This window comes from Streptomyces sp. ME19-01-6 (assembly GCF_033793745.1).
In the GTDB taxonomy this organism is placed as follows: Bacteria; Actinomycetota; Actinomycetes; order Streptomycetales; family Streptomycetaceae; genus Streptomyces.
Genome location: NZ_JARAXF010000004.1, coordinates 594509 through 621436, shown reverse-complemented (window position 1 = coordinate 621436; position 26928 = coordinate 594509). Strand labels below are relative to the sequence as shown.

At 72.3% G+C, this 26928-nt stretch carries 23 protein-coding genes; 14 read left to right on the top strand and 9 right to left on the bottom strand.

Going from position 1 to position 26928, the window contains the following annotated elements:
• The first annotated feature begins 98 nt into the window (after nucleotides 1-98).
• The 3 genes from PV419_RS12875 (at nucleotide 99) to PV419_RS12865 (ending at nucleotide 3337) form a co-directional block, all read left to right on the top strand.
• The gene (locus PV419_RS12875) at nucleotides 99-1301 is read left to right on the top strand and encodes a LolA family protein (RefSeq protein WP_319688090.1); all 1203 of its coding nucleotides are present in this window, start codon (nucleotides 99-101) and stop codon (nucleotides 1299-1301) included.
• Nucleotides 1302-1419: 118 nt separating this feature from the next.
• On the top strand, nucleotides 1420-2409 hold the full coding sequence (locus tag PV419_RS12870) for an ABC transporter ATP-binding protein (RefSeq protein ID WP_319688185.1): 990 nt from the start codon (nucleotides 1420-1422) through the stop codon (nucleotides 2407-2409).
• Nucleotides 2396-3337, top strand: coding sequence for an ABC transporter permease (locus PV419_RS12865; protein ID WP_319688089.1), 942 nt, complete (start codon nucleotides 2396-2398; stop codon nucleotides 3335-3337). The genes PV419_RS12870 and PV419_RS12865 overlap by 14 nt, the downstream gene beginning before the upstream one ends.
• Nucleotides 3338-3425: 88 nt before the next feature.
• On the opposite strand, the gene PV419_RS12860 is transcribed toward PV419_RS12865, so the two are convergent.
• From PV419_RS12860 to PV419_RS12850, 3 genes are all read right to left on the bottom strand, one after another.
• Nucleotides 3426-4412: a M28 family metallopeptidase gene (locus PV419_RS12860; RefSeq protein ID WP_319688088.1), complete on the bottom strand. Its 987-nt coding sequence runs from the start codon at nucleotides 4410-4412 to the stop codon at nucleotides 3426-3428.
• Nucleotides 4413-4666: 254 nt separating this feature from the next.
• Nucleotides 4667-5647 (bottom strand): EamA family transporter RarD, encoded by a 981-nt coding sequence (gene rarD / locus PV419_RS12855; protein WP_319688087.1) that lies wholly within the window; start codon nucleotides 5645-5647, stop codon nucleotides 4667-4669.
• Between the two features lie 127 nt (nucleotides 5648-5774).
• On the bottom strand, nucleotides 5775-6632 hold the full coding sequence (locus PV419_RS12850) for an SDR family oxidoreductase (protein ID WP_319688086.1): 858 nt from the start codon (nucleotides 6630-6632) through the stop codon (nucleotides 5775-5777).
• Between the two features lie 100 nt (nucleotides 6633-6732).
• Between PV419_RS12850 and PV419_RS12845 the strand changes: the two genes are divergently transcribed.
• Nucleotides 6733-7146 carry a winged helix-turn-helix transcriptional regulator gene (locus PV419_RS12845; RefSeq protein WP_415925291.1) on the top strand — a complete coding sequence of 138 codons (414 nt, stop codon included), beginning with the start codon at nucleotides 6733-6735 and terminating at the stop codon, nucleotides 7144-7146.
• A gap of 9 nt (nucleotides 7147-7155) precedes the next feature.
• Here the strand turns inward: PV419_RS12845 and PV419_RS12840 are convergent, their stop codons facing one another.
• From PV419_RS12840 to PV419_RS12815, 6 genes are all read right to left on the bottom strand, one after another.
• Nucleotides 7156-9135 carry an APC family permease gene (locus PV419_RS12840; RefSeq protein WP_319688085.1) on the bottom strand — a complete coding sequence of 660 codons (1980 nt, stop codon included), beginning with the start codon at nucleotides 9133-9135 and terminating at the stop codon, nucleotides 7156-7158.
• Between the two features lie 115 nt (nucleotides 9136-9250).
• Nucleotides 9251-10360, bottom strand: coding sequence for a 2-oxoacid:ferredoxin oxidoreductase subunit beta (locus PV419_RS12835; RefSeq protein WP_319688084.1), 1110 nt, complete (start codon nucleotides 10358-10360; stop codon nucleotides 9251-9253).
• On the bottom strand, nucleotides 10353-12305 hold the full coding sequence (locus tag PV419_RS12830) for a 2-oxoacid:acceptor oxidoreductase subunit alpha (protein ID WP_319688083.1): 1953 nt from the start codon (nucleotides 12303-12305) through the stop codon (nucleotides 10353-10355). The genes PV419_RS12835 and PV419_RS12830 overlap by 8 nt, the downstream gene beginning before the upstream one ends.
• 274 nt (nucleotides 12306-12579) lie before the next feature.
• Nucleotides 12580-13239, bottom strand: a complete 660-nt coding sequence (locus tag PV419_RS12825) for a response regulator transcription factor (protein WP_319688183.1) — start codon at nucleotides 13237-13239, stop codon at nucleotides 12580-12582.
• Nucleotides 13240-13409: 170 nt separating this feature from the next.
• Nucleotides 13410-14750: a sensor histidine kinase gene (locus PV419_RS12820; RefSeq protein WP_319688082.1), complete on the bottom strand. Its 1341-nt coding sequence runs from the start codon at nucleotides 14748-14750 to the stop codon at nucleotides 13410-13412.
• Nucleotides 14751-15039: 289 nt separating this feature from the next.
• Nucleotides 15040-16206 carry a sensor histidine kinase gene (locus PV419_RS12815; protein WP_319688081.1) on the bottom strand — a complete coding sequence of 389 codons (1167 nt, stop codon included), beginning with the start codon at nucleotides 16204-16206 and terminating at the stop codon, nucleotides 15040-15042.
• A 200-nt stretch (nucleotides 16207-16406) separates the two neighbouring features.
• Between PV419_RS12815 and PV419_RS12810 the strand changes: the two genes are divergently transcribed.
• From PV419_RS12810 to PV419_RS12765, 10 genes are read left to right on the top strand one after another with little or no spacing between them, the layout of a single operon-like run.
• The gene (locus tag PV419_RS12810) at nucleotides 16407-16820 is read left to right on the top strand and encodes an NADH-quinone oxidoreductase subunit A (RefSeq protein WP_319688080.1); all 414 of its coding nucleotides are present in this window, start codon (nucleotides 16407-16409) and stop codon (nucleotides 16818-16820) included.
• Nucleotides 16811-17485 (top strand): NADH-quinone oxidoreductase subunit B family protein, encoded by a 675-nt coding sequence (locus PV419_RS12805; RefSeq protein WP_319688079.1) that lies wholly within the window; start codon nucleotides 16811-16813, stop codon nucleotides 17483-17485. The genes PV419_RS12810 and PV419_RS12805 overlap by 10 nt, the downstream gene beginning before the upstream one ends.
• On the top strand, nucleotides 17482-19020 hold the full coding sequence (locus PV419_RS12800) for an NADH-quinone oxidoreductase subunit C (RefSeq protein ID WP_319688078.1): 1539 nt from the start codon (nucleotides 17482-17484) through the stop codon (nucleotides 19018-19020). Before PV419_RS12805 ends, PV419_RS12800 begins: the two co-directional genes overlap by 4 nt.
• Nucleotides 19017-19976, top strand: a complete 960-nt coding sequence (locus PV419_RS12795) for a complex I subunit 1 family protein (RefSeq protein WP_319688077.1) — start codon at nucleotides 19017-19019, stop codon at nucleotides 19974-19976. The genes PV419_RS12800 and PV419_RS12795 overlap by 4 nt, the downstream gene beginning before the upstream one ends.
• Complete coding sequence (locus PV419_RS12790) at nucleotides 19976-20590, top strand: NADH-quinone oxidoreductase subunit I (protein ID WP_319688076.1); 615 nt, start codon at nucleotides 19976-19978, stop codon at nucleotides 20588-20590. The genes PV419_RS12795 and PV419_RS12790 overlap by 1 nt, the downstream gene beginning before the upstream one ends.
• On the top strand, nucleotides 20587-21243 hold the full coding sequence (locus PV419_RS12785) for an NADH-quinone oxidoreductase subunit J (RefSeq protein WP_319688075.1): 657 nt from the start codon (nucleotides 20587-20589) through the stop codon (nucleotides 21241-21243). Before PV419_RS12790 ends, PV419_RS12785 begins: the two co-directional genes overlap by 4 nt.
• Entirely contained in the window at nucleotides 21243-21641 is a 399-nt protein-coding gene (nuoK, locus tag PV419_RS12780) for an NADH-quinone oxidoreductase subunit NuoK (RefSeq protein WP_319688074.1), read from the top strand. The genes PV419_RS12785 and nuoK overlap by 1 nt, the downstream gene beginning before the upstream one ends.
• A complete protein-coding gene (locus PV419_RS12775; protein ID WP_319688073.1) occupies nucleotides 21638-23653 on the top strand; it encodes an NADH-quinone oxidoreductase subunit L in 2016 nt (671 codons plus the stop codon). Before nuoK ends, PV419_RS12775 begins: the two co-directional genes overlap by 4 nt.
• Before the next feature lie 3 nt (nucleotides 23654-23656).
• Nucleotides 23657-25315: an NADH-quinone oxidoreductase subunit M gene (locus PV419_RS12770; protein WP_319688072.1), complete on the top strand. Its 1659-nt coding sequence runs from the start codon at nucleotides 23657-23659 to the stop codon at nucleotides 25313-25315.
• Nucleotides 25315-26904: an NADH-quinone oxidoreductase subunit N gene (locus tag PV419_RS12765; RefSeq protein ID WP_319688071.1), complete on the top strand. Its 1590-nt coding sequence runs from the start codon at nucleotides 25315-25317 to the stop codon at nucleotides 26902-26904. Before PV419_RS12770 ends, PV419_RS12765 begins: the two co-directional genes overlap by 1 nt.
• The last annotated feature ends 24 nt before the right edge of the window (nucleotides 26905-26928 follow it).

Here is a 26928-nt window from a genome sequence, read left to right as displayed (position 1 = left end):
TTGAAGGACCACCACACGGCGGTATCGGGTGACAATGGCCCGAGAGGTGGACGAGTGCGAGGCTGACAACCGCCGCCGACGACGGAGGTAGAGCACATATGGCACGGATCCGACCGACACAGGTCGCCGACGACGGTTTCTGGGACGAGGATCGGCCGAAAGGGCGCCACAAAGCCGCCCGGTACGCCGCCCCGGTGGCGGTGGCCGGCATCGCGGCGGCGACGATCGGACTGGTCCCGGCGCTCGCCAGCACCGGGGCCCCCGATCTGCCGAAGATCACGGCAGAGGAGCTGATCAGCAAGATCGCCGCATCGGACACCGAGCAGCTGTCCGGCTCGGTGAAGGTCACGACCGACCTGGGCATACCGTCCCTGCCCGGAGGCGCCTCGCTCGGCGACCTCGCGGGCGGGCAGCAGGGGGACGGCGGCGCCTCGCCGGAGTCGAAGCTCGCCGAGCTCGCGTCCGGCACCCACACCCTGCGGGTGGCCGCCGACGGGCCGGAGCGGCAGCGGGTCTCGATCATCGAGAAGGCCGCCGAGTACAGCGTCATCCACAACGGCGACGAGGTGTGGGCGTACAACAGCGCCGACAACTCGGTTTACCACGCCGAGTCCCCCGCGAAGGCCGCCAAGGGCGACCACCGGCGGGACGTGCCCGAGGACCTGAGCGGCCTCACCCCGCGGGAGGCCGCCAAGAAGGCGCTCGCCGCCGTGGACGCCACAACCCAGGTCAAGGTCGACGGCACCGCGCGCGTCGCCGGACGGGACGCCTACCAGCTGCTGATACGTCCCAAGCAGAGCGATTCCACAGTCGGCGCCATCCGGATCGCCGTGGACGCGAAGAACGGCGTGCCGCTGAAGTTCGCCCTGGAGCCCAAGAGCGGTGGCAGGGCGGCGATCGACGTGGCCTTCACGCAGGTGGACTTCGGCAAGCCCAAGGCGAGCACCTTCCACTTCACCCCGCCCAAGGGGGCCAAGGTCACCGAGGAGGGCCGCGCCGAGCACAAGGCCAAGGGCGAGGAGAAGAGCCTTCGCGAGCTGTCCGGGCTGAATGTGGTCGGCAAGGGCTGGGACTCGGTGGCGCGGTTGGACCTCCCCGGCGGCCTGCCCGCCAGCGCGAGCGGCGGGGGCGAGCCCAGCGACTTCCTCGGCAGCCTGGGCAAGAAGGTCAAGGGGGACTTCGGCTCGGGCACGGTGCTCAGCACCCGCCTGGTCAACGCCTTGATCACCGATGACGGCAAGGTCTTCGTCGGCGCGGTGGACAAGAGCGCCCTGATCGACGCCGCGGACGCGGCCAAGTGACCGCCTGACGAAGGGGGAGCCTGTGGAGCCGTCCGCCGAGGACACGGCCGGGGCGCCGGCCGCCCGCGCGGCGACCGACGCCCGGACGGGCGCCGGGGCCGACGCGGCGGTCGACGCCGTGGTCGATGGCGTGGTCGAAGCCGCGGTGGAGACCCGCGGGCTCACCAAGCGCTACCGAGGCGGACAGCTCGCCGTCGACGCGCTGGACCTGATCGTGCCGCGCGGTAGCGTCTTCGGCTTCCTCGGGCCCAACGGCTCGGGGAAGACGACGACCATCCGCATGCTCATGGGCCTGATCGAGCCGACCGCCGGAAGGGCCCGGCTGCTCGGCGCGCCCATGCCGCGCGCCGCGCGCAGCGTGCTGCCCAGGGTCGGGGCCCTCATCGAGGGCCCCGCCCTGTACCCCTTCCTGACCGGCCGGGACAATCTGATCCGCTTCGACGCCGCCGACCCCACCGCGGATCCGCGCACCCGGGCCGCGCGGGTCTCGGCCGCCCTGGAGCGGGTGGGCCTCTCGGCCGCGGCGCGCAAGAAGGCCCGCGCCTACTCCCTCGGCATGAAACAGCGCCTGGGCCTGGCCGCGGCGCTTCTCCAGCCGCGGGAACTCCTCGTCCTCGACGAGCCGACGAACGGCCTCGATCCGCAGGGCATGCGGGAGATCCGCACCCTGGTGCGCGAGCTGGCCGAGGACGGCACCACCGTCTTTCTCTCCTCCCACCTCCTCGATGAGATCGAACAGGTGTGCAGTCATGCGGCGGTCATGGCCCAGGGCAGGCTCATCGCCCAGGGCACCGTCGCCGAACTGGCGGCCGGCAGCCGCGGCCGGCTGTCCGTCACCACCCCGGATGCCGCCGACGCGGTCCGCGTTCTGAAGGAACACGGGGTGACGGACATCGTGGTCCTGGACGAGCGCGTCACCGGGGAGCTGCCCTCGGCCTCGGCCTCCGCATCCGTGCCGGACGAGAGCGCCCCGCCGCTCGACCTCGCGGACCTCAACGCCGCCCTCGTACGCGCCGGGGTGCGGGTCCGGGCCTTCGGGGCCGAGCGGGCCTCGCTGGAGGACGCCTTTGTCGCACTGACCGGGGAGGGCTTCGATGTCGCAGGCTGACGTGAGCCGGGCCGAGGCGAGCAAGGGAGCGGGCAGGGCGAAGGCGACCGGCCCGGCCGGGGCGCCGGCCCGGCGGCCGAGCCCCCTGTGGACGCTGGCCCTGTTCCGCAGCGAGCTGGGCACCACCTTTCGCCGCTGGCGGACCATCGCCCTGCTCGGCGTGCTCGCGGTCATCCCGGTCCTCACGGGAATCGCGGTGAAGATCGAGACGAGCGACGGCGGCTCGTTCGGCGAGGGGCGCGGGGGAGACGGCCAAGGCCCCGCCTTCTTCTCGCAGATCACCAACAACGGCATATTCCTGGTCTTCGCGTCGCTGGCGGCGACGCTGCCCGTCTTCCTGCCGATGGCCATCGGCGTGATCGCCGGTGACTCCGTCGCGGGCGAGGCGGGCTCCGGGACGCTGCGCTATCTCCTGGTCGCCCCGGCCGGACGGACCCGCCTCCTCCTCGCCAAATTCACCACCTTGATGGCCTTCTGCCTGGTCGCCACGGGTGTGGTGGCGGCTGCCGGACTGGCGACCGGGGCGCTGCTCTTCCCGCTCGGCGATGTCACGCTGATCTCGGGAACCACCGTCTCGTTCGCGGACGGACTGCTCCGGGTCCTCGCGGTGGCGGGCGTCGTGGCGTACTCCCTCATCGGCATCGCGACGGTGGGCCTGTTCATCTCCACCCTGACCAACAGCGGGATCGCGGCCATGGCGGCGACCGTCGGTCTGCTGGTCACCGTGCAGATCCTGGACACCATTCCGCAACTGCACGCGATCCAGCCGTACCTGTTCCCGCATTACTGGCTGTCCTTCGCGGACGTCCTCCGGGACCCGGTCTACTGGGACCAACTCGCCAAGAACTTCCAGTTGCAGGCCCTTTACGTGGCGGTGTTCGGCTCGGCCGCCTGGGCGCGATTCACCGCGAGAGACATCACCGCCTGAATCGCGCCCTGCGCACAAGGGCGACGGCGGTCGCGGGTGGTGACACCCCGCGACCGCCGCTTGAGTGGCCCGCCGAAAACAGGTGCTGTCAGCTGCTGAGGGTCCAGATGGCGTAGGCGATGGCGTCGGTGTTGCGGTCCAGCGCGGTGTCGTTGATGTTGCTCGTGGTGTCGCAGGACCGGTGGTAGCAGCGGTCGAACGCCTGGCCGGAGGTGCCGCCCCACTTCTGCGCCTGGGCGGCGGTCTTGGTGTAGTCGGCGCCGCTGAACAGCCCGCCCACCGGCACGCCCACGTTCTTGAACGGCGCGTGGTCGGAGCGCCCGTCGCCCTCCGTCTCGATCTCGGTGGGCACGCCCTTGGCCGCGAAGAACTCCTTGAACACGGACTCGATGCGCGCGTCGTCGTCGTAGACGAAGTAGCCCGGGTTGGGCGAGCCGATCATGTCGAAGTTGAGGTACGAGTCGATCTTCGCGCGATTCGCGGTCGACAGGCTGTTCACGTAGTACCGGGAGCCCACCATCCCGAGCTCCTCGGCGCCCCACCAGCCGAACCGCAGGTGCTTGGTGGGCTGCAGCCCCGCCCGGGAGACGGCGAGCGCGGTCTCCAGGACGCCCGCGGAGCCCGAGCCGTTGTCGTTGATGCCGGGGCCGGCGCTGACGGAGTCCAGGTGGGCGCCCGCGAACACCACGTTGTTGGTGTCGCCGCCGGGCCAGTCGGCGATGAGGTTGTAGCCGGTGGCGCCGCCGGAGGTGAACTGCTGCACGGTGGTGGTGAACCCGGCCGCGTCCAGCTTGGCCTTGATGTAGTCGAGCGAGGCCTTGTAGCCGGGGCGGCCATGGGCGCGGTTGCTGCTGTTGGCGGTGGCTATGGACTGCAGCTGGCTCAGGTGGGCCTTGACGCCTGCGACCGGGATGTCGGGCGCGGCGAGGGCGGTCGCGGCCGCCGGGGCGGGCGCCGGGGCGGTCGGTGACAGCGGCGCGGCGGGCGCCGCCGCGGCCAGGGCAGCGACGACCGCCCCTGCCGCTGTGGCGGCGGTGGCGGCCCGGCGTATCAAGGATCTTCGGGTTGACGACATGGGGGGCTCCGGATTCCGAACGAGGACAGGACGGAATGAACGTGACGCTGTGTGGTGCACGCACCCGTGGGGCCGGGGGAGCGCTGAAGCGGTGACACGGTCGCGCGGTGGGACGGCGTAGCAGTGGCACGTATTGCGGAGTGTCGCAAAGGCAGATGCTCCGGGTCCGGTTGACGCCGCGTCAAGGGGGGAAACCGGACAGCGGCCGCCGCATATCGATCCGCGCGCCCTCGGCGGACGTGACCGCCGCGCTCTCAGCCGGGCACGGGGTCCTCTGCCGCCGCGTCGCCGTTCGGCGCCGCCGCCGCGGTGGCGCGCGCGGCGGCCTCGCGCAACTGGGCCCGCGCCCGGTGGGCCGTGTGCAGCGCGTCCCAGGTGAGCAGGGCGAGCGCGAGCCATACGAGGGCGAAGCCCGCCCATCGCTCGGGCGGCATGGACTCGTGGAAGACGGCGACGCCGAGCGCGAACTGGAAGATCGGGGCGACGTACTGCAGCATCCCGATCGTCGACAGCGGCAGCCGCACGGCCGCCGTTCCGAAGCAGATCAGCGGCAGCGCGGTGATCAGCCCGCTGCTCGCCAGCAGCGCCGAGTGCCCGGTGCTCCCGCTGCCGAAGGTGCTGTCCCCACGCACGGCCAGGAAGATCACGAAGCCGAGTGCGGGCAGGAACTGGACGGCGGTCTCGGCGGCGAGCGACTCCAGGCCGCCCAGCCCGATCCGCTTCTTGACCAGGCCGTAGGTGGCGAAGGAGAAGGCGAGCGTGAGCGCGATCCAGGGCAGGGTGCCGTAGCCGACCGACAGGACGGCCACGGCGGCCACGCCGACGCCGACCGCCGCCCACTGCACCGGCCGCAGCCGCTCGCGCAGCAGCAGGACGCCGAAGCCGATGCTGACCAGTGGGTTGATGAAGTATCCGAGCGAGGTCTCGACGACATGGCCGCTGTTGACGCCCCAGATGTACAGGCCCCAGTTGACGGAGATGACGGCCGCGGCGACCGCGATCATCCCCAGCCGCGCCGGCTGTCGCAGCAGCGGGGGTATCCAGGACCAGCGGCGCAGTACGAGCAGGACGAGCACGACGGCCACCAGCGACCACACCATGCGGTGGGCGAGGATCTCGACGGCCCCGGCGGGCTCCAGCAGCGGCCAGAAGAGGGGGACCAGGCCCCACATGCCGTAGGCGGCGAAGCCGTAGGCGAGTCCGCTGCGATGCTGCTGCTGGCTCTGCGGCTTCACATGTCCTCCCCGGCGGCACACGGCAACGCGTCGAACGTAGCGCCGAAGCGGCCCGCTGTCATCTCCGTATCGTCATACGGTCATGACAAGCGGGCCGCTGGGCCGGTGGCCCCGGAATTCCGGGCGCTCAGCCCTTGAGGGCCGCCGCGATCGAGTCCGCGATGGGGGTGGTCGGCCGGCCGATGAGGCGGGAGAGGTCGCCGGGCGTGCCGGCCAGCAGGCCGCGGGAGATCGCGGCGTCGACGTCCACCAGGATCTCGGCGAACGGCTCGGGGAGGCCGGCGCCGGTCAGGATGGTCTTGTGGGTCTCGGGCGGCACCGGGCCGTACGCGATCTCCTTGCCGGTCTGCTTGGCGATCTCGGCGGCGTACTCCTCGAAGCTCCAGGCGGTGTCGCCGCTGAGCTCGTACGTCTTGCCCTCGTGGCCCTCGCCGGTCAGCACCTCGACGGCGGCGGCCGCGTAGTCGGCGCGCGCGGCGGAGGCGACGCGGCCGTCGCCCGCGCTGCCGACGACGGCGCCGTGCTCCAGCACGGGGGCGAGCTGCTCGGTGTAGTTCTCGTTGTACCAGCCGTTGCGCAGCAGGACGTGCGGCAGGCCGGAGGCAAGGATGGCCTCCTCGGTGGCCTTGTGCTCGTCGGCCAGGGTGAAGTCGGCGGCGGGGCCGCCGAAGACGCCGGTGTATGCGAGCAGCGCGACGCCCGCCTCCTTGGCGGCGTCGATGACGGCCTGGTGCTGCGGAAGGCGCTGCCCGACCTCGCTGCCGGAGATCAGCAGCACCTTGTCGCCGGCGGCGAAGGCGCTCTGGAGGGTCTCCGGCCGGCTGTAGTCGGCGATGCGCAGCTGCACGCCGCGCGCCGCGAGGTCGGCCGCCTTGTCGGCGTTCCGTACCACGGCCACGACCTGGTCCGCGGGGACCTTCTCCAGCAGGCCCTCGACGACGAGGCGGCCGAGGTGGCCGGTGGCTCCGGTGACGACGATGCTCATGCCTGTTTTCTCTCTTTCATCCTTTTGGTGTCGGTCTGCGGGTCACTCTAGCCTTGACGCTAACTATTTGAAAGTACCCACTTTGAGGTAAGGTACTGGCATGCCGGTTAGTAACAAGGTCATCGACAAGACGCAGGGTGTGCTGAGAGGCGACCCCGATGCCGCCATGTGCCCGTCGCGTCTGGTGCTGGAGCATGTCACCAGCCGCTGGGGCGTCCTCGTCCTCGCCGTGCTGCTGGACGGCACGCACCGCTTCAGCGAGGTGCGGCGCGCGATCGGCGGCGTCAGCGAGAAGATGCTCACGCAGACCCTCCAGACCCTGGAGCGGGACGGCTTTGTGCGCCGCGAGGCCCATCCCGTCATTCCGCCGCATGTGGACTACTCGCTGACCGGGCTCGGCGAGGAGGCGGCGCGGCGGGTGTGGGCGCTGGCCCGCTGGACGGAGGAGAAGGTTCCGGAGGTCTTGGCCGCCCGTGAGGCGTACGACGCCGTCAAGTCCGGCTCTGCCAAGTAACCCCTCGCTTCAATCGGGCTGCGGCCGACGCCCCGCCTTCAGGGCCCGCACGGCCCGTGTGACATCGAAGGGCAGGATCGTCACCGCGACGCTCGGCAGGTGCTCAAGAGCCCTGGCCAGCGACTCCGCGGTGCCCCGGTGCAGCAGCTTGCCCAGCGGGGTGGCGTAGGTGCGGCGCGGCACCAGCAGCGTCAGCGCGGTCTCTCCGTCCTCGATGATCCGGGCCGCCAGCTCGACCACGGCCGGGCGCAGCTGCCGGTCCTGGCACTCCACCACCTCCAGTGAGATGGATGTGCCCGCCGTGGTCTCCCACGTCGCCATCAGCCGTCGGGCCTGTGTCTCGTCGATCATGAAGTGCACCGCGCGTACCGCGTCGGCCCGCAGCTCATGCGCGTACCGCAGCGCCTTGATCGTCGCCAGGTCGAGGTTCTCGACGAGTACGTGGACGACATGGCGCCGCCGGCGCGGTTGGTCCATGCCGATCCGCGGCGCCGCCTCCAGGGCCGCCGCCTCGGCGCGGTACTCGCGGTTGATCCGGATCAGCGCCCAGACCCCGAGCGGGAAGACCACCACGACCAGCCAGGCGCCCTCGGTGAACTTGGTGACGGCGAAGATCAGCACCACCGCCGCCGAGACGGTCGCGGAGGCGGCGTTGGCGGCGATCCTCCGGAGTCGCCCCGGCTCGCTGCGGCGCAGGTGATAGGCCGTCAACCCGGCGCCGGCCATGGTGAAGGCGGTGAACACGCCGATCGCGTACAGCGCCACCAGCCGGTCGACGTTCGCGTCGGTGACGATCAGCAGCGCGAGGGCGATCACGGCCAGCGAGATGATGCCGTTGGAGAACGCGAGCCGGTGGCCGCGCCGGGTCAGCTGCCGGGGCAGAAAGCGGTCCTCGGCGACAAAGCTGGCCAGGAAGGGAAAGCCGGTGAAGGGGGTGTTGGCGCCGGTGTAGAGGATGAGCACGGTCGCCAGCTGGACGAGGGCCAGTCCGGCGGCGCCGAACCAGCCGCCGCCGAAGACCAGGTGCGCCTCCTGCGCGAGAACGGTCGGGGTGCCGTCCCGGTAGGGCGTGGCATGGGTGAAGTGGGCGAGGGCCGAGACGCCGAGCACGAGGGTGCCGAGGATGCAGCTCATCGCGATCAGCGTGTGGCGGGCGTTGCGGCCCTGGGGTTCGCGGAAGACGGAGACGCCGTTGGAGATCGCCTCCAGGCCGGTGAGCGAGGAGCCGCCGTTGGCGAAGGAGCGCAGCACGATGAAGAGCGAGGCGCCGTAGAGCCAGCCGCTGCCCGGTTGGCCCACCTCGACGGCGCCGGGGGCGTGCACATCGGCGCGCGGCAGTTCCCCGCCGATGCCGCGGATCACGCCGATCACCAGCATCAGGCCGATGGCCGCCGTGAACAGGTAGGCGGGCGCCGTGAAGACCCGCCCGGCCTCCCGTACCCCGCGCAGATTGCCGTACGCGAGGATCAGCACCACGCCGACGGTGATGGGCAGTTGGAGGTGGTCGATGCCGGTCCACCGGCCGCCGATGAGATGGGCCCACGAGATGATCGCGTTGGTGCCGGCCGAGGCCTGCACGGCGACGGTGACGATGTAGTCGACCAGCAGCGCGACGGAGGCGATCTGGGCGATGTCCGGGCCGAAGTTCTCGCGGGCGACGATGTACGAGCCGCCCGCCCGGGTGTAGATCGTCACCACATCGCTGTAGCTGAGCGTGACCAGCACCAGGACGAGGAGGATCGCCCCGGTCACCGGGAGGAGGAGGGCGAAGGCCGCCACCCCGATCACCGGCACCAGGATGCGCAGCATCTCCTCACTGCCGTACGCGGTCGAGGAGATGCAGTCGGAGGCGAGGACGCCGAGCGCGGTGGGGTTGCCGAGCTTCTCCCCCCTGATGCGCTCGGTGACCAGCGGTGGACCGAGCAGCCGCCGCTTGACGTGGTAGACGATGCGGTCGCGGGGCGGAAGCAGTGCGGCGGGGTCGGCCATGGGCCCCATCAGAGCGGGTGCCCGCCCGAGGCGCCGTCAGACGCTCCGGGCAGGCACCCGCCCCGCGTACGGAGCCACTCACCCGTACGGGTGGGCGCGGTGGGCCGCCGCCGGGTCAGCCGACGACGGTCCAGGTGTCGTGGCCGGCGAGCAGGGCACCGAGGTCGCCCTTGCCCTTCTGCTCCACGGCGGCCTCGAGCTGGTCGGCCATCTCGGCGTCGTAGACCGGGCGGGTGACATCGCGCAGCACCCCGATGGGGGTGTGGTGCAGCGTGTCGGGGTCGGCGAGGCGGGTCAGCGCGAAGGCGGTGGTGGGCGAGTCGGCGTGCGCGTCGTGGACCAGCACCCCCTGGGCGCCCTCCCGGGTCACATCGATGACCTTGAGGTCGCCGGTGGCCGGGTCGCGGACGACGCCCTTGGAGCCGAGGCCGTCCCCGCCGTCCTCCTCGCTGAACGGCGCGCCGAAGCGGATCGGCTTGCCGTGCTCCAGGCGGATGACGGCCTCCTGCGCCCGCTCCTTGTCCTTGAGGGCCTCGAAGGCGCCGTCGTTGAAGATGTTGCAGTTCTGGTAGATCTCCACCAGCGCGGTGCCCGGGTGGGCGGCAGCCTCGCGCAGCACCTGGGTGAGGTGCTTGCGGTCGGAGTCCACGGTGCGGGCGACGAACCCGGCCTCCGCGCCCAGCGCGAGCGAGAGGGGGTTGAAGGGCGCGTCGAGCGAGCCCATCGGCGTGGACTTGGTGATCTTGCCGATCTCGGAGGTCGGGCTGTACTGGCCCTTGGTGAGGCCGTAGATCCGGTTGTTGAACAGCAGGATCTTCAAGTTGACGTTGCGGCGCAGCGCGTGGATGAGGTGGTTGCCGCCGATGGACAGCGCGTCGCCGTCACCGGTGACCACCCACACCGACAGATCGCGGCGCGAGGCGGCCAGGCCCGTGGCGATGGCGGGGGCGCGGCCGTGGATCGAGTGCATCCCGTAGGTGTTCATGTAATACGGGAAGCGGGAGGAGCAGCCGATCCCCGAGACGAAGACGATGTTCTCCTTCGCCAGACCGAGTTCGGGCATGAAGCCCTGGACGGCGGCCAGGACCGCGTAGTCGCCGCAGCCGGGGCACCAGCGCACTTCCTGGTCGGACTTGAAGTCCTTCATGGTCTGCTTGGTGCCGGCCTTCGGCACCAGCGAAAGCGCGTCGACGGAAGAGAGCCCTCCCGCGATCGTCTCAGTCATCGATGGCCTCCTTAAGGGCCGTCGCAAGCTGCTCGGCCTTGAATGGCAGCCCCCGCACCTGGGTGAAGGAGCGGGTGTCGACCAGATACCTGGCGCGGAGCAGGGTGGCGAGCTGCCCGAGGTTCATCTCGGGCACGACCACCTTGTCGTAGCGGGCCAGGACCGCGCCGAGGTTCCCCGGGAAGGGGTTGAGATGGCGCAGGTGGGCCTGGGCGATGGAGTCTCCGGCGGCGCGGACCCGGCGCACTGCGGCGGTGATCGGCCCATAGGTCGAACCCCAGCCCAGCACCAGCGTCCGGGCGTCGCCGGTCGGGTCGTCCACCGCGATCTCCGGCACCTCGATGCCGTCGACCTTGGCCTGCCGGGTGCGCACCATGTGGTCGTGGTTGGCCGGGTCGTAGGAGATGTTGCCGGTGCCGTCCTGCTTCTCGATGCCGCCGATGCGGTGCTCGAGGCCGGGGGTGCCGGGCACCGCCCAGGGGCGGGCGAGCGTCTCGGGGTCGCGCTTGTACGGCCAGAAGACCTCGGTGCCGTCCGCCAGGGTGTGGTTGGGGCCACCGGCGAACCGGACCCGCAGATCCGGCAGGTCCTCGAGGTCCGGCACCCGCCACGGCTCCGACCCGTTGGCGAGGTAGCCGTCGGAGAGGAGGAAGACGGGGGTGCGGTAGATCAGCGCGATCCGCGCCGCGTCCAGCGCCGCGTCGAAGCAGTCGGCCGGGGTCTTGGGGGCCACGATCGGCACCGGGGCCTCGCCGTTGCGCCCGTACATCGCCTGCAGCAGATCGGCCTGTTCGGTCTTGGTGGGCAGGCCTGTCGACGGGCCGCCCCGCTGGATGTCGATCACCAGCAGCGGCAGCTCCAGGCTGACCGCGAGCCCGATGGTCTCCGACTTGAGCGCCACGCCGGGGCCCGAGGTGGTGGTCACCGCGAGCGCCCCACCGAACGCGGCGCCCAGCGCCGCGCCGATGCCCGCGATCTCGTCCTCGGCCTGGAAGGTGCGCACGCCGAAGTTCTTGTGCCGGGACAGCTCATGCAGGATGTCCGAGGCGGGCGTGATCGGGTACGAGCCCAGGAACAGCGGCAGATCCGCCTGGTGCGAGGCCGCGACCAGCCCGTACGACAGCGCCAGATTGCCGGAGATGTTGCGGTACGTCCCCGGCGGGAAGGCGGCGGAGGCGGGCGCCACCTCGTAGGAGACCGCGAAGTCCTCCGTCGTCTCGCCGAAGTTCCAGCCGGCCCGGAAGGCGGCCACATTCGCCTCGGCGATCTGCGGCTTCTTGGCGAACTTCTGGCGCAGGAACTTCTCGGTGCCCTCGGTCGGGCGGTGGTACATCCACGACAGCAGGCCGAGCGCGAACATGTTCTTGCTGCGCTCCGCCTCCTTGCGGGACAGCCCGAACTCCTTGAGCGCCTCGATGGTCAGCGTCGTCAGCGGCACGGGGTGGACGTTGTAACCGTCCAGCGAGCCGTCCTCGAGCGGGCTCTGGTCGTAGCCGACCTTGGCCATCGGCCGCTTGGTGAACTCATCGGTGTTCACGATGATCTCGGCGCCGCGCGGCACATCGCCCAGGTTGGCCTTCAGCGCGGCCGGGTTCATCGCCACCAGCACGTTCGGCGCGTCGCCCGGGGTGAGGATGTCGTGATCGGCGAAGTGCAGCTGGAAGCTCGAGACGCCGGGGAGGGTGCCGGCAGGGGCGCGGATCTCGGCCGGGAAGTTCGGCAGCGTGGACAGGTCATTGCCGAATGACGCCGTCTCCGAGGTGAACCGGTCACCCGTGAGCTGCATACCGTCGCCGGAGTCCCCCGCGAACCGGATGATCACCCGGTCCAGACGGCGGACCTCTTTGCCACCGTCCGACGCTCGCTGTCCCCCGACGAGCGTCTGCCCGTCCTGCTGATCGGCTGGTTCGGCCTGCTCGGCCGGGCTACTGACCTGGCTGGTCACTGATTCGGACCTCCCTTGAGGCGGCGCTCATGGACATCGGTGCCGACCGGCTGTCCCATGGCCATCGTACGTCGGTAAGGGTCGCCTTCCCTGACCGGATCGCATAATGGACGGCCTGGCACCGCCCCTTTATTTCGTGAATTGTCATGCTCTGCATGCGCCCCCGTACTCATGTCGAGCGATCCTCCCCTTTAGGTCTTTGGTTTTACGACCGTCAGTTGACCGGTCCAGCTTGGCCCGGAGTCCCCATGCCCGTCTTACATTCCGTGCCGTCTCAGGAATCGAGATAGGTCAGCACCGCGAGCACACGGCGGTGATCTCCCTCACTCGGCGACAGGCCGAGCTTCAGGAAGATGTTGCTGACGTGCTTCTCGACCGCGCCGTCGCTCACCACCAGCTGCTTGGCGACCGCCGAGTTCGTCCGGCCCTCGGCCATCAGACCGAGGACCTCCCGCTCGCGCGGGGTGAGCCCGGCCAGCACGTCCTGCTTGCGGCTGCGCCCCAGCAGCTGCGCCACGACCTCCGGGTCCAGCGCCGTGCCGCCCCGGGCCACCCGCACCACGGCGTCCACGAACTCCCGGACGTCGGCCACCCGGTCCTTGAGCAGATAGCCGACGCCACGGCTGCTGCCCGCCAGCAGCTCCGTCGCGTACTGCTCCTCCACGTACTGTGACAGCACCAGCACACCGAGTCCGGGATGGTCGCGCCGCAGCCGGACCGCCGCCCGCACCCCCTCGTCGGTGTGGGTCGGCGGCATCCGTACGTCCGCGACCACCACATCCGGCAGCGCGCCCCCGCCGGCCAGCTCCTGGACCGACTTCACCAGCGCGTCCGCGTCCCCGACCCCCGCGACCACGTCATGCCCACGGTCGGTCAGCAGGCGGGTCAGCCCCTCCCGGAGCAGCACCGAATCCTCGGCGATGACCACCCGCACCCTGTCCTCCACAGCCCGCCCCCCACTCGTCGGATCCTCGGCCCCCAGCATCCCAGGGATCGGACCCGCCCGACGCCCGGCACGCTCACCGGGGCAGGGCGCGGCGGGGCGAAGGGCGGACCAGGGAGCGGGCGAGGCGCGGGCCGAGGGGCGGGCGGCGGGGGCGCGGGTCACCTTCGCCAGGGAAGCTCGGCGGTGACGGAGGTCGGGCCGCCGGCCGGGGAGTGCACGACGAGGAGACCGTCGACCGCGTCGAGCCGCTCGGCCAGCCCGGCGAGCCCCGACCCCGCCCGCGCGTCCGCACCGCCCCGGCCGTCGTCCGAGACCTGCAGCATCACCCGGTCCTCGGAGCGCCACACATCCACGGCGGCCCTCCGGGCGCCGCTGTGCTTGCTGATGTTCTGCAGCAGTTCGGAGACGGTGAAATACGCGATGCCCTCGATGGCGGGCGCGGGCCGCTGCGGCAGGTCCACCGTCACCGTCACGGGCACCGCGCAGCGGGCCGCCAGAGCGGACAGGGACGGGCCGAGGCCCCGGTCGGTGAGGATCGCCGGGTGGATGCCCCGGGCGAGGTCGCGCAGCTCCTGGAGGGCCAGCTTCACCTCGCCGTGCGCCTCGTCGACCATCACGGCCGCCGCCTCCGGGTCCTCCTGGAGCTTCTCCTTCGCCAGCCCCAGGTCCATGGCGAGGGCGACCAGCCGGGCCTGGGCCCCGTCGTGCAGATCGCGCTCGATGCGCCGCAGATCCGCCGCCGCCGTGTCGACCACCGTGCCCCGGTCCGACTCCAGCTCCCACACCCGCTCCGCGAGCCGCGAGGGGCCCAGCAGCCCGGCCACCATCAGCCGGTCGACCGAGGTCAGCCCCCGTATCACGAACGGCGTCCCCACCAGCAGCAGCGCCCCGGCGACGCTGGTGGCGGCTATGTCGAGCGGGGTGTCGAGGAAGAAGCCACGGCCGTCGACCTCGAAGAGCTGCACGCCTGGCTGGTCGCTGTAGGTGGGCAAGACCCACTGCCACAGCGGATAGGTCACAAAGCCCCAGGCGTTCACCCACAGCGCCAGCGACAGAGCGAAGGCGAAGATCGCCCACGGCAGGTGGATCACGGCGTAGAGGGCATGGCGCCAGGAGGTGCCGCTCTTGAGCAGCGCGCCCACCCACGCGAACGGACCGAACTTGCGCGAGCCGCGGGTCACCGCCCGCACCGGCTCGGGATCGGCGACCTCCAGGCGCAGCAGCGCGCGCGCCCTGGCCCGCTCCACGGCCCCGAGCGCCCGGCAGCCCGCCAGGGCGACACCGAGCACCGGTATGCCGAGGAAGGTGACCAGGAGCCCGACGCCGAGCGCGAGCATCGTGATCGCGTAGCAGAAGGCGAGCAAGGCCATCGGGAGGCTGAGCATCAGATACAGGAACTCGCGCCAGACACGGGCCTTGAAGGGCGCACGCAGCGCCGCGGGCACCAGGGAGCCGCGGGGCTCGGCCCCCGGCCCGTACGGTTCGTATGCGGTGGCCATCTTTCGTCCGTCCTCCGAAGGGTGGGGCGTGGTGCCCGGTGCTGCGTTGCGTACATCCAGGCTCCCGGAGCGCGCCCGGCCGGGCCATGGAGCAAGTAGGCGTCTTGACCGTGGGGCTAGCCCTACCGTCGGGGTAGCCCTGGGCATAACACCGGACGCGCACCCGCGCCTGACACCGGACGCGCGGCGCGCTTGAACACCGGGCCCGCGGCGCCTGGCACCCCGGTCTGGCGACGCCTGACACCCCGGCCCCGCGCGGCTACCGCGCGGCCCGGCAGGCCCGCGCGGCTCAGCGGTCGCGCCACGGCAGCTCGGCGATCACCGCCGTCGGGCCGCCCACCGGCGAATCCACCGTGAACAGGCCGTCGACCGACCCGAGTCGCTCCGCGAGCCCGGCCAGACCGCTGCCCCCGTCCGCGCTCGCGCCGCCGCGCCCGTCGTCCCGCACCTGGATCAGCAGCCGCCCGTCCGCCCGCCGCACCTCAATGGCGGCCGTCCGGGCGCCGCTGTGCTTGCTGATGTTCTGCAGCAGCTCGGAGACGGTGAAATACGCGATGCCCTCGATGGCGGGCGCGGGCCGCTGCGGCAGGTCCACGGAGACCACCACCGGCACCGTGCAGCGCGCCGCGACCGACGACAGCGCCGCGTCCAGGCCCCGGTCGGTCAGCACCGCCGGGTGGATGCCCCGGGCGAGGTCGCGCAGCTCCTGGAGGGCCAGCTTCACCTCGCCGTGCGCCTCGTCGACCATCGCGGCCGCCGCCCCCGGGTCCTCCAGCACCTTCTCCTTCGCCAGGCCCAGGCCCATGGCGAGGGCGACCAGCCGGGCCTGCGCCCCGTCGTGCAGATCGCGCTCGATGCGCCGCAGATCCGCCGCCGCCGTGTCGACCACCATGCCCCGGTCCGACTCCAGCTCCGCGATCCGCCGCTCCAGCTCGTCGGAGGGGGACAGCAACCCGCGCACCATCGCCCGGTCGGCGTTCGTCAGGCCCCGGGCGATCCAGGGCAGCACGGGCCAGGCGAGGAAGAGGGCGAGCAGGGTGACGCAGAAGGTGGCCACCGCCCAGGGCAGCCGCATGAAGGAGTACAGCGTGGTCCGCCAGCCCACCGGGTCCCGCAGCCGCGCCCACAGCCAGGAGAAGAAGCCGCCGTCCGCGCGGTGCCGCAGCCGGCTCGGCTCGTCGACGCGCACCCTGAGCAGCGCACGGGCGCGACGCCGCTCCAACGCGCCGTACAGCCGGCTGCCGCGCAGCCCCAGGGCCAGCACCGGCAGCCCCACCACGGTGATCGCCAGCCCCAGGCCCATGACGAGCCACACCAGGGAGTAGACGAAGCCGAGGATGCCCACGGGCAGATTGGCGAGGAGGTGGGCGATCTCCTTCCAGGTCTGCGGAGGAAAGCCGAAGGCGGGCGGCCGGGGCAGCCGCTCGTCGCCCTCGTCGGTTGAACTCGAGGTCATACGGCCAAGGTTGCCGGGCCTGCCCCCGCCTCGCCATGGGGTATGTCGCCGTGCCCGGGTAGGGGAAACCCCACCGCATGCCGGACGGGCGGCTCACCTGGACGGCGGCAGGGCCTACACTCCCGTGCGTACGTAGCGTCGAAGAACACACGACATCAACATCGACGAACATCAGGCGGGACAGGGAGCGAGGGGCGGACGTGCCGGAGGCGACGACCGTGCGCACCACAGCCGTGCCGCTCGCGGCCGACTACTTCCAGGGCTACTCGGTGGTCGGCCTGCTCGCGGTCGTCGGGGTGCTCTTCGTCGCCGTGGCCTTCGGGGCCGGGCGGCTGCTGCGGCCCGTGGTGCCCACCCCGGAGAAGCTGCTGACGTACGAGTGCGGTGTCGACCCCGTCGGCGAGGGCTGGGCCCACACCCAGGTCCGCTACTACGTCTACGCTTTCTTGTATGTGATTTTCGCGGTGGACTCGATCTTCCTCTTCCCCTGGGCGACGGTGTTCGCCGCACCGGGCTATGGCGGAACGACGCTGGTGGAGATGTTCATCTTCCTCGGTTTCCTCGCCGTGGGCCTGCTGTATGCCTGGAAGAAGGGCGTCCTGGAATGGACGTGACACCTGTGGATCTCCCGGAGCCGCGCCGCCTCGGGGCGCTCGCCAGGCTGGCGCCCGAGCCGATGAAGGTGGTCCTGAACTGGGGCCGCCGCTACAGCCTGTGGGTCTTCAACTTCGGGCTGGCCTGCTGCGCCATCGAATTCATCGCGGCGTCGATGGCCCGCCACGACTTCATCAGGCTCGGCGTGATCCCCTTCGCGCCCGGGCCGCGCCAGGCCGACCTCATGGTGGTGTCCGGCACGGTGACGGACAAGATGGCGCCCGCGGTGAAGCGGCTGTACGAGCAGATGCCCGAGCCGAAGTACGTCATCTCCTTCGGGGCCTGCTCGAACTGCGGCGGCCCGTACTGGGACTCGTACGCGGTCACCAAGGGCGTCGACCAGATCATCCCCGTCGATGTGTATGTGCCGGGCTGCCCGCCCCGCCCGGAGGCGCTGCTGCAGGGGATCCTGAAGCTTCAGGAGAAGATCGCGCGCGAGTCGCTGGGCGAGCGGTACGGGCGCGACAGCGATGCCCGGGGTGACGGCGGCGGTGTCCTGGACAGCGACGGCGCTCGGGGCGGCGACGGCGGGGCTTCTCGGCCGTCCGCCGCGGCGCTGCGCAGCGGCCTGGTCGCGCCGCCCACCCCGTCCTCCGCCCCGGCCACGGAGGAGGGCACGCCGTGACCGCGCCCGACGACCGGAACCAGCCCGTCGAGGCGGTCGCCGTGCCCGCGCCGCCGACGGTCGGCTGGCTGCCGCGGTCGGCCACCGAGCTGTTCGGAGAAGGCGCGACGGCGGAGGAGGCGTACGGGCTGCTCACCGTCGACGTCCCCGCCGACGCGTGGATCCCCGCGCTGGAGACCGCCCGCGACGCGCTGGGCTGCACCTACTTCGACTGGCTGAGCGCGGTCGACGAGCCCGGCGAGGGCTTCCGCGTGGCCGCGCATGTCGTCGCCCTCGGCCCGGCGGCCGCCCCTGCCGCTCCCGCGGTGCGCGGGCTGCTCGTACGCACCACCGTGACGCACGACGCGCCCGCCCTGCCGACCGCGACCGGCGTCTACGCGGGCGCGGCCTGGCATGAGCGCGAGACCCACGAGATGTTCGGCATCGACTTCGCGGGCCACCCCCACCTCGCGCCGCTGCTGCTCCCGGACGGTTTTGAGGGGCACCCGCTGCGCAAGGACTTCGTGCTGGCGGCACGGGTCGTCAAGGCCTGGCCGGGCGCGAAGGAGCCGGGGGAGTCCGAGGCCGCCCACGCGCCCAGACGGCGGCAGATGCTGCCGCCCGGCGTCCCCGACCCCAACGAATGGGGCCCCCTCAAGGGCCAGCTCCCCCCTGCCCCCGCCCGCCCGGCGCGTGCGACCCGCACGGCGGGCGCGGCAGGCGCTTCGGGCGCCGGGCCCGCCGGGGGCGAACGCCCGCCCCGCCGAGCCCGCAGCGCCTCCGCGGGCTCGGCCGGCCAGCGCGCCACGACGGGCGCCGAGGCGTCGGCGGGTGAGGGTTCGGCGAGCCGGCGGGGTACGGACGCAGCGGAGGGCGAGGCTGCTCGCCCCGCGCGACGGTCGCGCAGTGCGGGTGAGGGTTCGGCGAGCCTGCGGGGTACGGACGCAGCGGAGGGCGAGGCTGCCCGCCCCGCGCGACGGTCGCGCAGTGCGGGCGAGGGCTCCGCGAGCCAGCGCGCCGCGACGGGCGGTCAGGCCCAGGCGCGCCCGGACCGCCCCGCCGCCCGCCCGCGCTCGGCCGACGCCCCCTGGCACCACCCACGCCCGGCGCGGGAGGACGAGCCGACGGCCCCCGGAACGCAGTCATCGGAGTCCGCGTCCGGTGCTGCTGCTGCTGCTGCTGCTGCGGGCGAGGCCGAGGCCGACACCGAGTCGCGGCGGGACGCGGGGGAGCGGCGGGAGCCGTCCCAGACCGTCGCGGGCGAGGGCGTCCAGGCCTCGGGTGTCGTGGAGTCGTCGCCGCGCAGTGAGGCGGCGGGCCGGGAGGCCGGAGACCCCGGGCGCCACGAGGGGCCCCAAGGGCCCGCGCAGCCTGCGGCGTCCGAGGACGCCGGCGGCCCTGACACACCCGACGCGCCTGCCGAGTCCGACGCGCCCGACGCGCCAGCCGAGCCCGACACACCGGCTGAGGCAGCCGCGCCCGCCGAGCCCCACAAGCCCCGCACACCCCACGCACCCCACCCAAACACCGACGACCCGGCGGGAGGCACCGCGTGAACGACGTCCTCGACGTCGCGCTGCGACTGCTCGCGCTGCTGCTCGCCTTCCTCGTGCTGCCTCTGGTCGTAGGACAGGCCGAGCACAAGGTCATGGCCCATATGCAGGGTCGGCTCGGGCCGATGTACGCGGGTGGGTTCCATGGGTGGGCACAGCTGGTCGCGGACGGTGTGAAGTTCGCGCAGAAGGAAGACGTCGTACCGGCGGGGGCCGACCGGCGGATCTTTCAGCTCGCGCCCGCCGTCGCGCTGTTGCCGTATCTGCTCGTCCTGGTCGCGATCCCGGTCGGGCCCGGTGCCGTCGGCCGGTTCATCGACGCCGGCATCTTCTTCGTGCTCGCCGTGATGGGCGTCGGCGTGCTGGGCTCGCTCATGGCGGGCTGGGCGTCGGCCAACAAGTTCTCCCTCCTCGGAGGCCTGCGTACGGCCGCGCAGCTGATGGCGTATGAGCTGCCGATGCTGCTCGCCGCCGCCTCCGTGGCGATGGCCGCCGGTACCGTTTCGCTGCCCGGCATCCTCGACGCGTTCGAGTGGTGGTGGGTGCCGTGGCAGATCGTCGGCGGGCTGGTGTTCTTCACGGCCGGGCTCGCCGAGCTGCAGCGTCCGCCCTTTGACGCGCCGATCGCCGACTCCGAGATCATCTTCGGCGCGTACACCGAGTACACCGGGCTGCGCTTCGCGCTGTTCCTGCTGGCCGAGTACGCGGGCATCGTCGTTCTCTGCGGGCTGACCACCGTGCTGTTCCTGGGTGGCTGGCACGGTCCGTTCGCCCATGACCTGGGCTGGGTGTGGACGCTGCTGAAGACGGCCGTGCTCGCCTTCGTGGTGATCTGGCTGCGGGTGAGCTATCCGCGGCTGCGCGAGGACCAGCTGCAGAAGCTCGCCTGGACCGGCCTCATCCCGCTCGCTCTGGTCCAGATCGCCCTCACCGGCGTCGTCAAGGTGGTGATCTCCTGATGGGCATCCCCGGTTCCGGCCTGGCCAAGGGCCTGGCCGTCACCCTGCGCACGATGACCCGGAAGGCGCACACCGCGCAGTACCCGGACGTGCAGCCCGAGCTGCCGCCCCGGACGCGCGGCGTCATCGGCCTGTTCGAGGAGAACTGCACGGTCTGCATGCTCTGCGCGCGGGAGTGCCCGGACTGGTGCATCTACATCGACTCCCACAAGGAGACGGTGCCGCCGGCCGCGCCCGGCGGGCGCGAGCGCAGCCGCAATGTGCTGGATCGGTTCGCCATCGACTTCGCCCTGTGCATGTACTGCGGTATCTGCATCGAGGTGTGTCCTTTCGACGCGCTGTTCTGGTCGCCGGAGTTCGAGTACGCGGAGGAGGACATCCGCGACCTCACTCATGAGCGCGACAAGCTTCGCGAGTGGATGTGGACGGTGCCCGCGCCGCCCGCGCTCGACCCGGGCGCCGAGGAGCCGAAGGAGATCGCCGCCGCTCGCAAGGCGGCCGACAAGATCGCCGCGGCCGAGGCGGCACAGGCGGCACAGGTCGCGCAGGCCGAGGACGCGGCGGGGGCCGATGGCCCCACCGGCTCCTCCGGCCGGGACGGAGCGGCGTCGTGAGTGCCGCGGCGCAGCTCGCGGCCGCCGGTCACGGTTTTCTGTCACCCACCGGTGTGGAGATCAGCTTCCTTCTGGTCGCGGTGGTGACCCTGGGCGGGGCCGTCGTCACCGTCACCACCAAGCAGCTGGTGCACGCCGCGCTGTGGCTGGTGGTCACGCTCGGCGGGCTCGCGGTCGAGTTCCTCCTCCTCACGGCGGAGTTCATCGCCTGGGTGCAGGTGCTGATCTATGTGGGGTCCGTCGTCGTCCTCATCCTGTTCGGGCTGATGCTGACCAAGGCGCCCATCGGGCGGTCGCCGGACGCCGATTCGGGCAACCGCCCGGCCGCCCTCGCGGTGGCCGTGGCCGCCGCGGCCGCCCTGGTGTGGGTGGTCGTGGACGCCTTCCGGGCCACCTGGATCGACGTCGGCGCGGAGGTGCAGGGGTCCACCAAGGTCACCGGCACCAGTCTCTTCCGGCACTGGGTACTGCCGTTCGAGGCGCTGTCGGTGCTGCTGCTCGCCGCGCTCGTCGGCGCGATCGTGCTGTCCCGGCTGCGCTCCTCGCAGCGCACCCCGGGCACCAACGGGTCCTCCCGCGCCCACGGCCCCCGAGCCGACAGCGCCCGCGCCGCCGCTTCCGCCGCCTCCGACGCCGCCGAAAAGGAGGGCTGATGCACCTCGCCTACCCCGCCGTGCTCGCCGTCCTCCTCTTCTGCACCGGTCTGTACGGCGTCCTCGCCCGCCGCAACGCGATCCTGGTGCTGATGTCCGTCGAGCTGATGCTCGGCGCCGTCAACCTCAACCTCGTCGCCTTCGACGTCTGGCTCCGCGACACCCTGCACGCCGGCCAGGCCCTCACGCTCTTCGTCATCGCCATCGCCGCCGCCGAGATCGGCATGGGGCTGGCCATCGTCCTCCTCGTCTACCGCGACCGCGGCACCGCCGACATCGACAAGCTCCGGGGCCTCGCCGAGCCCCCGCCCACCGAAGACAGCGTGACAGCCGCCACTGACAACGGCACCGACACCAGTGCCGACCAGGGAATCCCCGCCCGGAGGCAGACCGCGTGACGACCACGAACGCCGCCGTCCTCGTCCCCCTCCTCCCCTTCCTCGGCGCCCTCGCCGGACTGCTGCTGGGCCGCCGCGCCCCCGGTTTCGTACGCCCCCTCGCCGTGCTGCCCACCGTCGCCGCGGCCGCCCTCGCCGTCCTCGTCGCCGTACGGCAGGGCGGGGAAGCGGGCGGCGGCAAGGGCACGGTGGACGCCGCGACCCGGCTCACCGGCACCGGCTCGCTCCCCATCGACCTCGCGCTGCACATCGACGGTTTCGCCGCCCTGGTCGCGGTCCTCGTCGGCGTCGTCGCGTGCTGTGTGCAGATCTACTCGACGGGCTATCTGCGCGACGACCCGCGCTACCCCTCCTACGCCGCGCTCGTCTCCCTCTTCACCGCCGCGATGCTGCTGGTCGTCTACTCGGACGACCTGATCGTGCTGCTCGTCGGCTGGGAGATCATGGGCATCTGCTCGTACTTCCTGGTCGGCCACTACTGGGAGACCGCGGCCGCGCGCTCCGCCTCCCTCAAGGCGTTCCTGGTCACCAAGCTCGGCGATGTGCCGTTCCTCTTCGGGATCTTCGCGCTCGGCGCCGACGCCGGTACGTTCCGCATCAGCCACATCTACACCCGGCTGACCTCCGCCACCTCGGACTTCCAGCTCGACCACCCCACCCTGATCGCGCTGCTGCTGCTGGCCGGGGTGGCGGGCAAGTCGGCGCAGTTCCCGCTGCACACCTGGCTGCCCGACGCGATGGCCGGCCCCACTCCGGTCTCCGCGTTGATCCACGCCGCCACCATGGTCGCCGCCGGCGTCTACTTCATCGCCCGGCTGCTGCCCGTCTTCGCGTCCTCCGCCGCCGCCCTCGCCGTGCTCGCGGTCATGGCGGCGGTCACCATGGTCGGCTCGGCGCTCGCGGCTCTGGCCCAGGACGACATCAAACGCGTACTCGCCTACTCGACCATCGGTCAGCTCGGCTACATGACCGGCGCGCTCGCCGTCGACGACCGCGGCGCCGCCGTCTTCCACCTGCTGGCCCACGGCGCGTTCAAGGCCCTTCTCTTCCTCGGCGCGGGCGTGATCATCCACGCGGCCGGGACGAACTCGCTGTCCGCGATGTCGCGCATGAGCGGCCTCGCGGGGCGCATCCCCGACGCCTACTGGACGATGACGGTCGCGCTGCTCGCGCTGGCCGCCCTCCCGCCGTTCGCGGGCTTCTTCTCCAAGGAGGCCGTCCTCGGCGCGGCCGAGCACGCGGCCACCGGGCACGCCCCGGCCGTCCCGGCGTCCGTCGGCTGGACCGTCCTGGTCGCCGGGCTGCTCACCGCCCTCCTCACCGCCGGCTACGCGGCCCGCCTGTGGCTGCTCGCCTTCCGCGGCAAGGGCACAAAAGCCCCCGACCACGGCCGCCAGCCCGTCGTCATGAACGCCGTCCTGTGGGTGCTCTTCGTCCCCGCCGCCGCGCTCGGCCTCGCCTTCGGCGCCCTCCCGGACTGGTTCGACGGCGAGTCCCTCGCCCCGACCCTCACCACCTCCGTGCTGGGCACCGGGCTGGCCCTCGTCGGCATCCTCGTCACGTACGGGGCCTGGCGGCACACCACGGCGCCGGCCGCCCGCACCCCGATCGGCGCCGTGGCCGCCCACCCGGACGCCGAACCCGCGCTCTCCGAGGCCGAGGCCATCGCCACGCACGAGCTCGCGTACGGCGACATCGCCGCGGCCCACGATCCCGCGGACCCCGGCCGGCTGCTCCTCGGCCCGCTCCACCGCCACGCGGCGGCGGGCTTCCACCTCGACGCCCTGTACGCCGCGCTGTTCGTACGCCCGGTGCGCGCCGCCGCCCGGCTCGTCGGCTTCCTCGACCGGGAGGTCGTGGAGACCTATGTGCGCGGCGCGGGCGGCGCACCCGGTCTGCTCGGCGCGGCCGTACGGCGCGCCCAGACCGGCAATGTGCAGACCTACCTCGGCGCGCTGATCGCGGGCTCGCTCGTCCTGGCCGTCGCCGTCCTCGTCGTAGCGGGAGCCTGACCCGTGAACCACACCGTCCTGCAGTCGCTCCTCGCGGCCCTGATCGTCATCCCTCTCCTCGGCTCGGCCGCCGCGCTCCTCCCCGCCCCGCCCGGGCTGCGCGGCCGCGGCCCGGACCAGGCCGTGCTGCGGCACGGCGTCACGGTCACCGGGGTCGTCCTGGCCGTCGCCGTCGCGCTCGCCGCGGGTTTCGACCACGACCGCCCGGCCGCCATGCAGGCGCAGACCGACATCAGCTGGATCCCGGCCCTGGACATCCGGATCCACCTCGGCGTGGACGGCGTCTCGCTCCCCCTCCTCGTGCTGACCGCGCTGCTGACCTTCCTGTGCGCCCTCTACAGCTACTTCAACATGCCCGCCGGGCCCTCCCCGAAGGCCTTCGTCGCGCTGCTGCTGCTCCTGGAGTCCGGCACCCTGGCCAGCTTCGCCGTCCTCGACCTGATGCTGTTCTTCCTGGCGTTCGAGACGGTGCTCATCCCGATGTACTTCCTCATCAACCGATGGGGCGGCGCCGGGCGCGAGCGCGCCGCCTGGAGGTTCATCCTCTACACGCTTCTCGGCTCCGTCGTCATGCTGCTCGGCCTCCTCCTCGTCGGGCTCAAGGGCGGCACCTTCGACATGGTGGCACTCGCCTCCGACAACGGCGGGAAGCTCAGCCACACCACCCAGCTGATCGCGGTCATCGCCATCGGCGTCGGCCTCGCCGTCAAGGCCCCCATGTGGCCCCTGCACAGCTGGCTCCCGGACGCCCACACCGCCGCGCCCACCGTCGGCTCCGTCCTCCTCGCGGGCGTGCTGCTCAAGATGGGCACGTACGGGCTGGTGCGCATCGTGCTGCCCATCGCGCCCGAGGGGGCCCACACCTTCGCGCCCTACCTCGCCGCCCTCGCCGCCGTCGGCATCGTCTACGGCTCCCTCGCCTGCCTCGCCCTGGCCCGCTCCGGGGCCAAGGGCGACCTCAAGAGGCTGATCGCGTACTCCTCCGTCGGCCATATGGGCTTCGTGCTGCTCGGCATCGCCACGCTCACCCCCACCGGGCTCAACGGGGCGCTGTTCGCCAACATCGCGCACGGCCTGATCACCGGCCTGCTCTTCTTCCTCGTCGGCGCCCTCAAGGACCGCTGCGGCACCACCGACCTGGACCAGCTCTCCGGCACCGGCGGAGCGGCCCTGTACGGCCGGGCGCCGCGCCTGGGCGGCCTCCTCGCCTTCGCCGCCGTCGCCTCCCTGGGGCTGCCGGGGCTCGCCGGGTTCTGGGGCGAGATGCTCGCCATGTTCGGCGCGTTCCAGCCCGCCGACGGGCTCAGCCGCCCCGCCTTCCTCACCTTTATGGCGCTCGCGGGCCTGGGCACCCTGCTGACCGCCGCGTACCTGCTCGTCGTCGTACGCCGCGTCTGCATGGGCGAGCACCCGGAGGCGGAGATGGGCGGAACGCTCACCGGGGCACCCGCGGGCGGGACCACAGGCGGGCCCGCGGAGGCCGCGGGGCCCGCCGGGGCGACCCTCGGGCCGCTCCGCCCCGCCCTGGCGGACGTACGCGGCTACGAATTCGCCGCCTGGACCCCGCTGGTCGCCCTCACCGTCCTCGGCGGACTGTGGCCCGCGGTCCTCCTCGGCCTCACCGACCCGGCCGTGCAGCAACTCCTCGCGGGAGGCCACTGATGACCGCGCTCGCCGGAGGCTACGTCCAGTCCGTCGACTGGCTCGCGATCGCCCCGCCCACCATCGCCGCCGCGGCCGCCCTGGCCGTCCTGGTCGCCGACCTCTTCCTCGCCGAGCGGAACAAACGCCTCCTGGGCTGGCTCGCGACCGGAGGCCTCGCCCTGGCCGCGCTCTTCCTGCTGCCGCTCCGCGCCGGGGACCGCCGCACCTTCTGCCTGACCTCCGACCCAGGCGTGTGCAGCTATACGGCCGACGAATTCGCCGTCGTCATCCAGTTCCTGGTGCTCGGCGGAGCCCTTCTGACGGCCCTGCTGTCCATGAGCATGGTTCACGACCGCGGACCCGAGGGCCCCGAGGACGCTGGAGGCCCAGGCGCGGGCAGCAAACTTCCCGCCGGCGAATTCTGGTTCCTGCTGCTGTCCTCCGCCTCGGGCGCGGCCCTCCTGCCCGCTTCCCGCGACCTTGCCACCCTCGTCGTCGCCCTGGAGGTCGCCTCTCTGCCGGCCTTCGCACTCGTAGGGCTGCGCCGCGGCGACCGCCTCTCCTCCGAGGCCGCCCTGAAGTTCTTCCTCTCCTCGGTCACCGCGACCGCGGTCATGCTGATGGGCGTCAGCTTCGTCTACGCCGCCACCGGCAGCCTCCACCTGTCCCGGATCGCCGCCGCCCTCGGCCACGTCGACCCGCGGCTGGACACGCTCGCCCAGGCCGGCGTCGTGCTCACCCTGGTGGGCTTCGCCTTCAAGACCGCCGCCGTGCCGTTCCACTTCTGGGTCCCCGACACCTACGTCGGCGCCCCGCTCCCGGTGGCCGCGTACCTCTCCGTCATCGGCAAGACGGTCGGCTTCTCCGGCCTCATCCTGGTCGCCGTCCTCGCCTTCCCCGCGTACGCCGACGTGTGGGGCCCGGCCGTCGCGCTGCTGGCCGCGCTCACCATGACTGCCGGCAACGTCGCCGCGCTGCGCCAGCGCCCCGAGCGCGCGCACAGCGCCGTACGCCTGCTGGCCTGGTCCTCCGTCGGCCAGGCGGGCTATCTGCTGGTCCCCGTCGCGGCGGCCGGTTACGCCGACTCCTCCGGCGACGCGGCGCACGCCGTCGGCTCCACGGTCGCGTACGCCCTCATGTACGCCGCCGTGAACCTCGGCGCCTTCGCGGTCGCCGCCCTGGTGTCGCGCACGCACCCCACGGGCCGCCTCAGCGACTACCGCGGCCTGTACGCCTCCCGCCCCCTGACCGCCCTCGCGCTCGGCTTCTTCCTGCTCTGCCTGGCCGGGCTGCCGCCCGGCGTCATCGGCCTGTTCGCCAAGGTCACCGTCTTCTCGGCGGCCGTGGACGCGGGGCTGGGCTGGCTCGCCGTCGTCATGGCCGTGAACGTCGTGATCGCGCTTTACTACTACCTCCAGTGGACGGCCGTCCTCTTCCGCGCGCCCGCGCCCGCCGCGGAGCCGGCGGCCCCGGAGACGGGGCCCGCGGCCACCCGCGCGGTCCCCGCCTCGCTCACCGCGGTCATCGGCCTTGCCGCCGTCCTCGGCATCGCCCTCTCCGGAGCCCCGCAGCTCGTCCTGCGCTTCGCCTCCGGCGCCCTGCTGTGACCTCTTCCTGAGGTCTCATTCCGG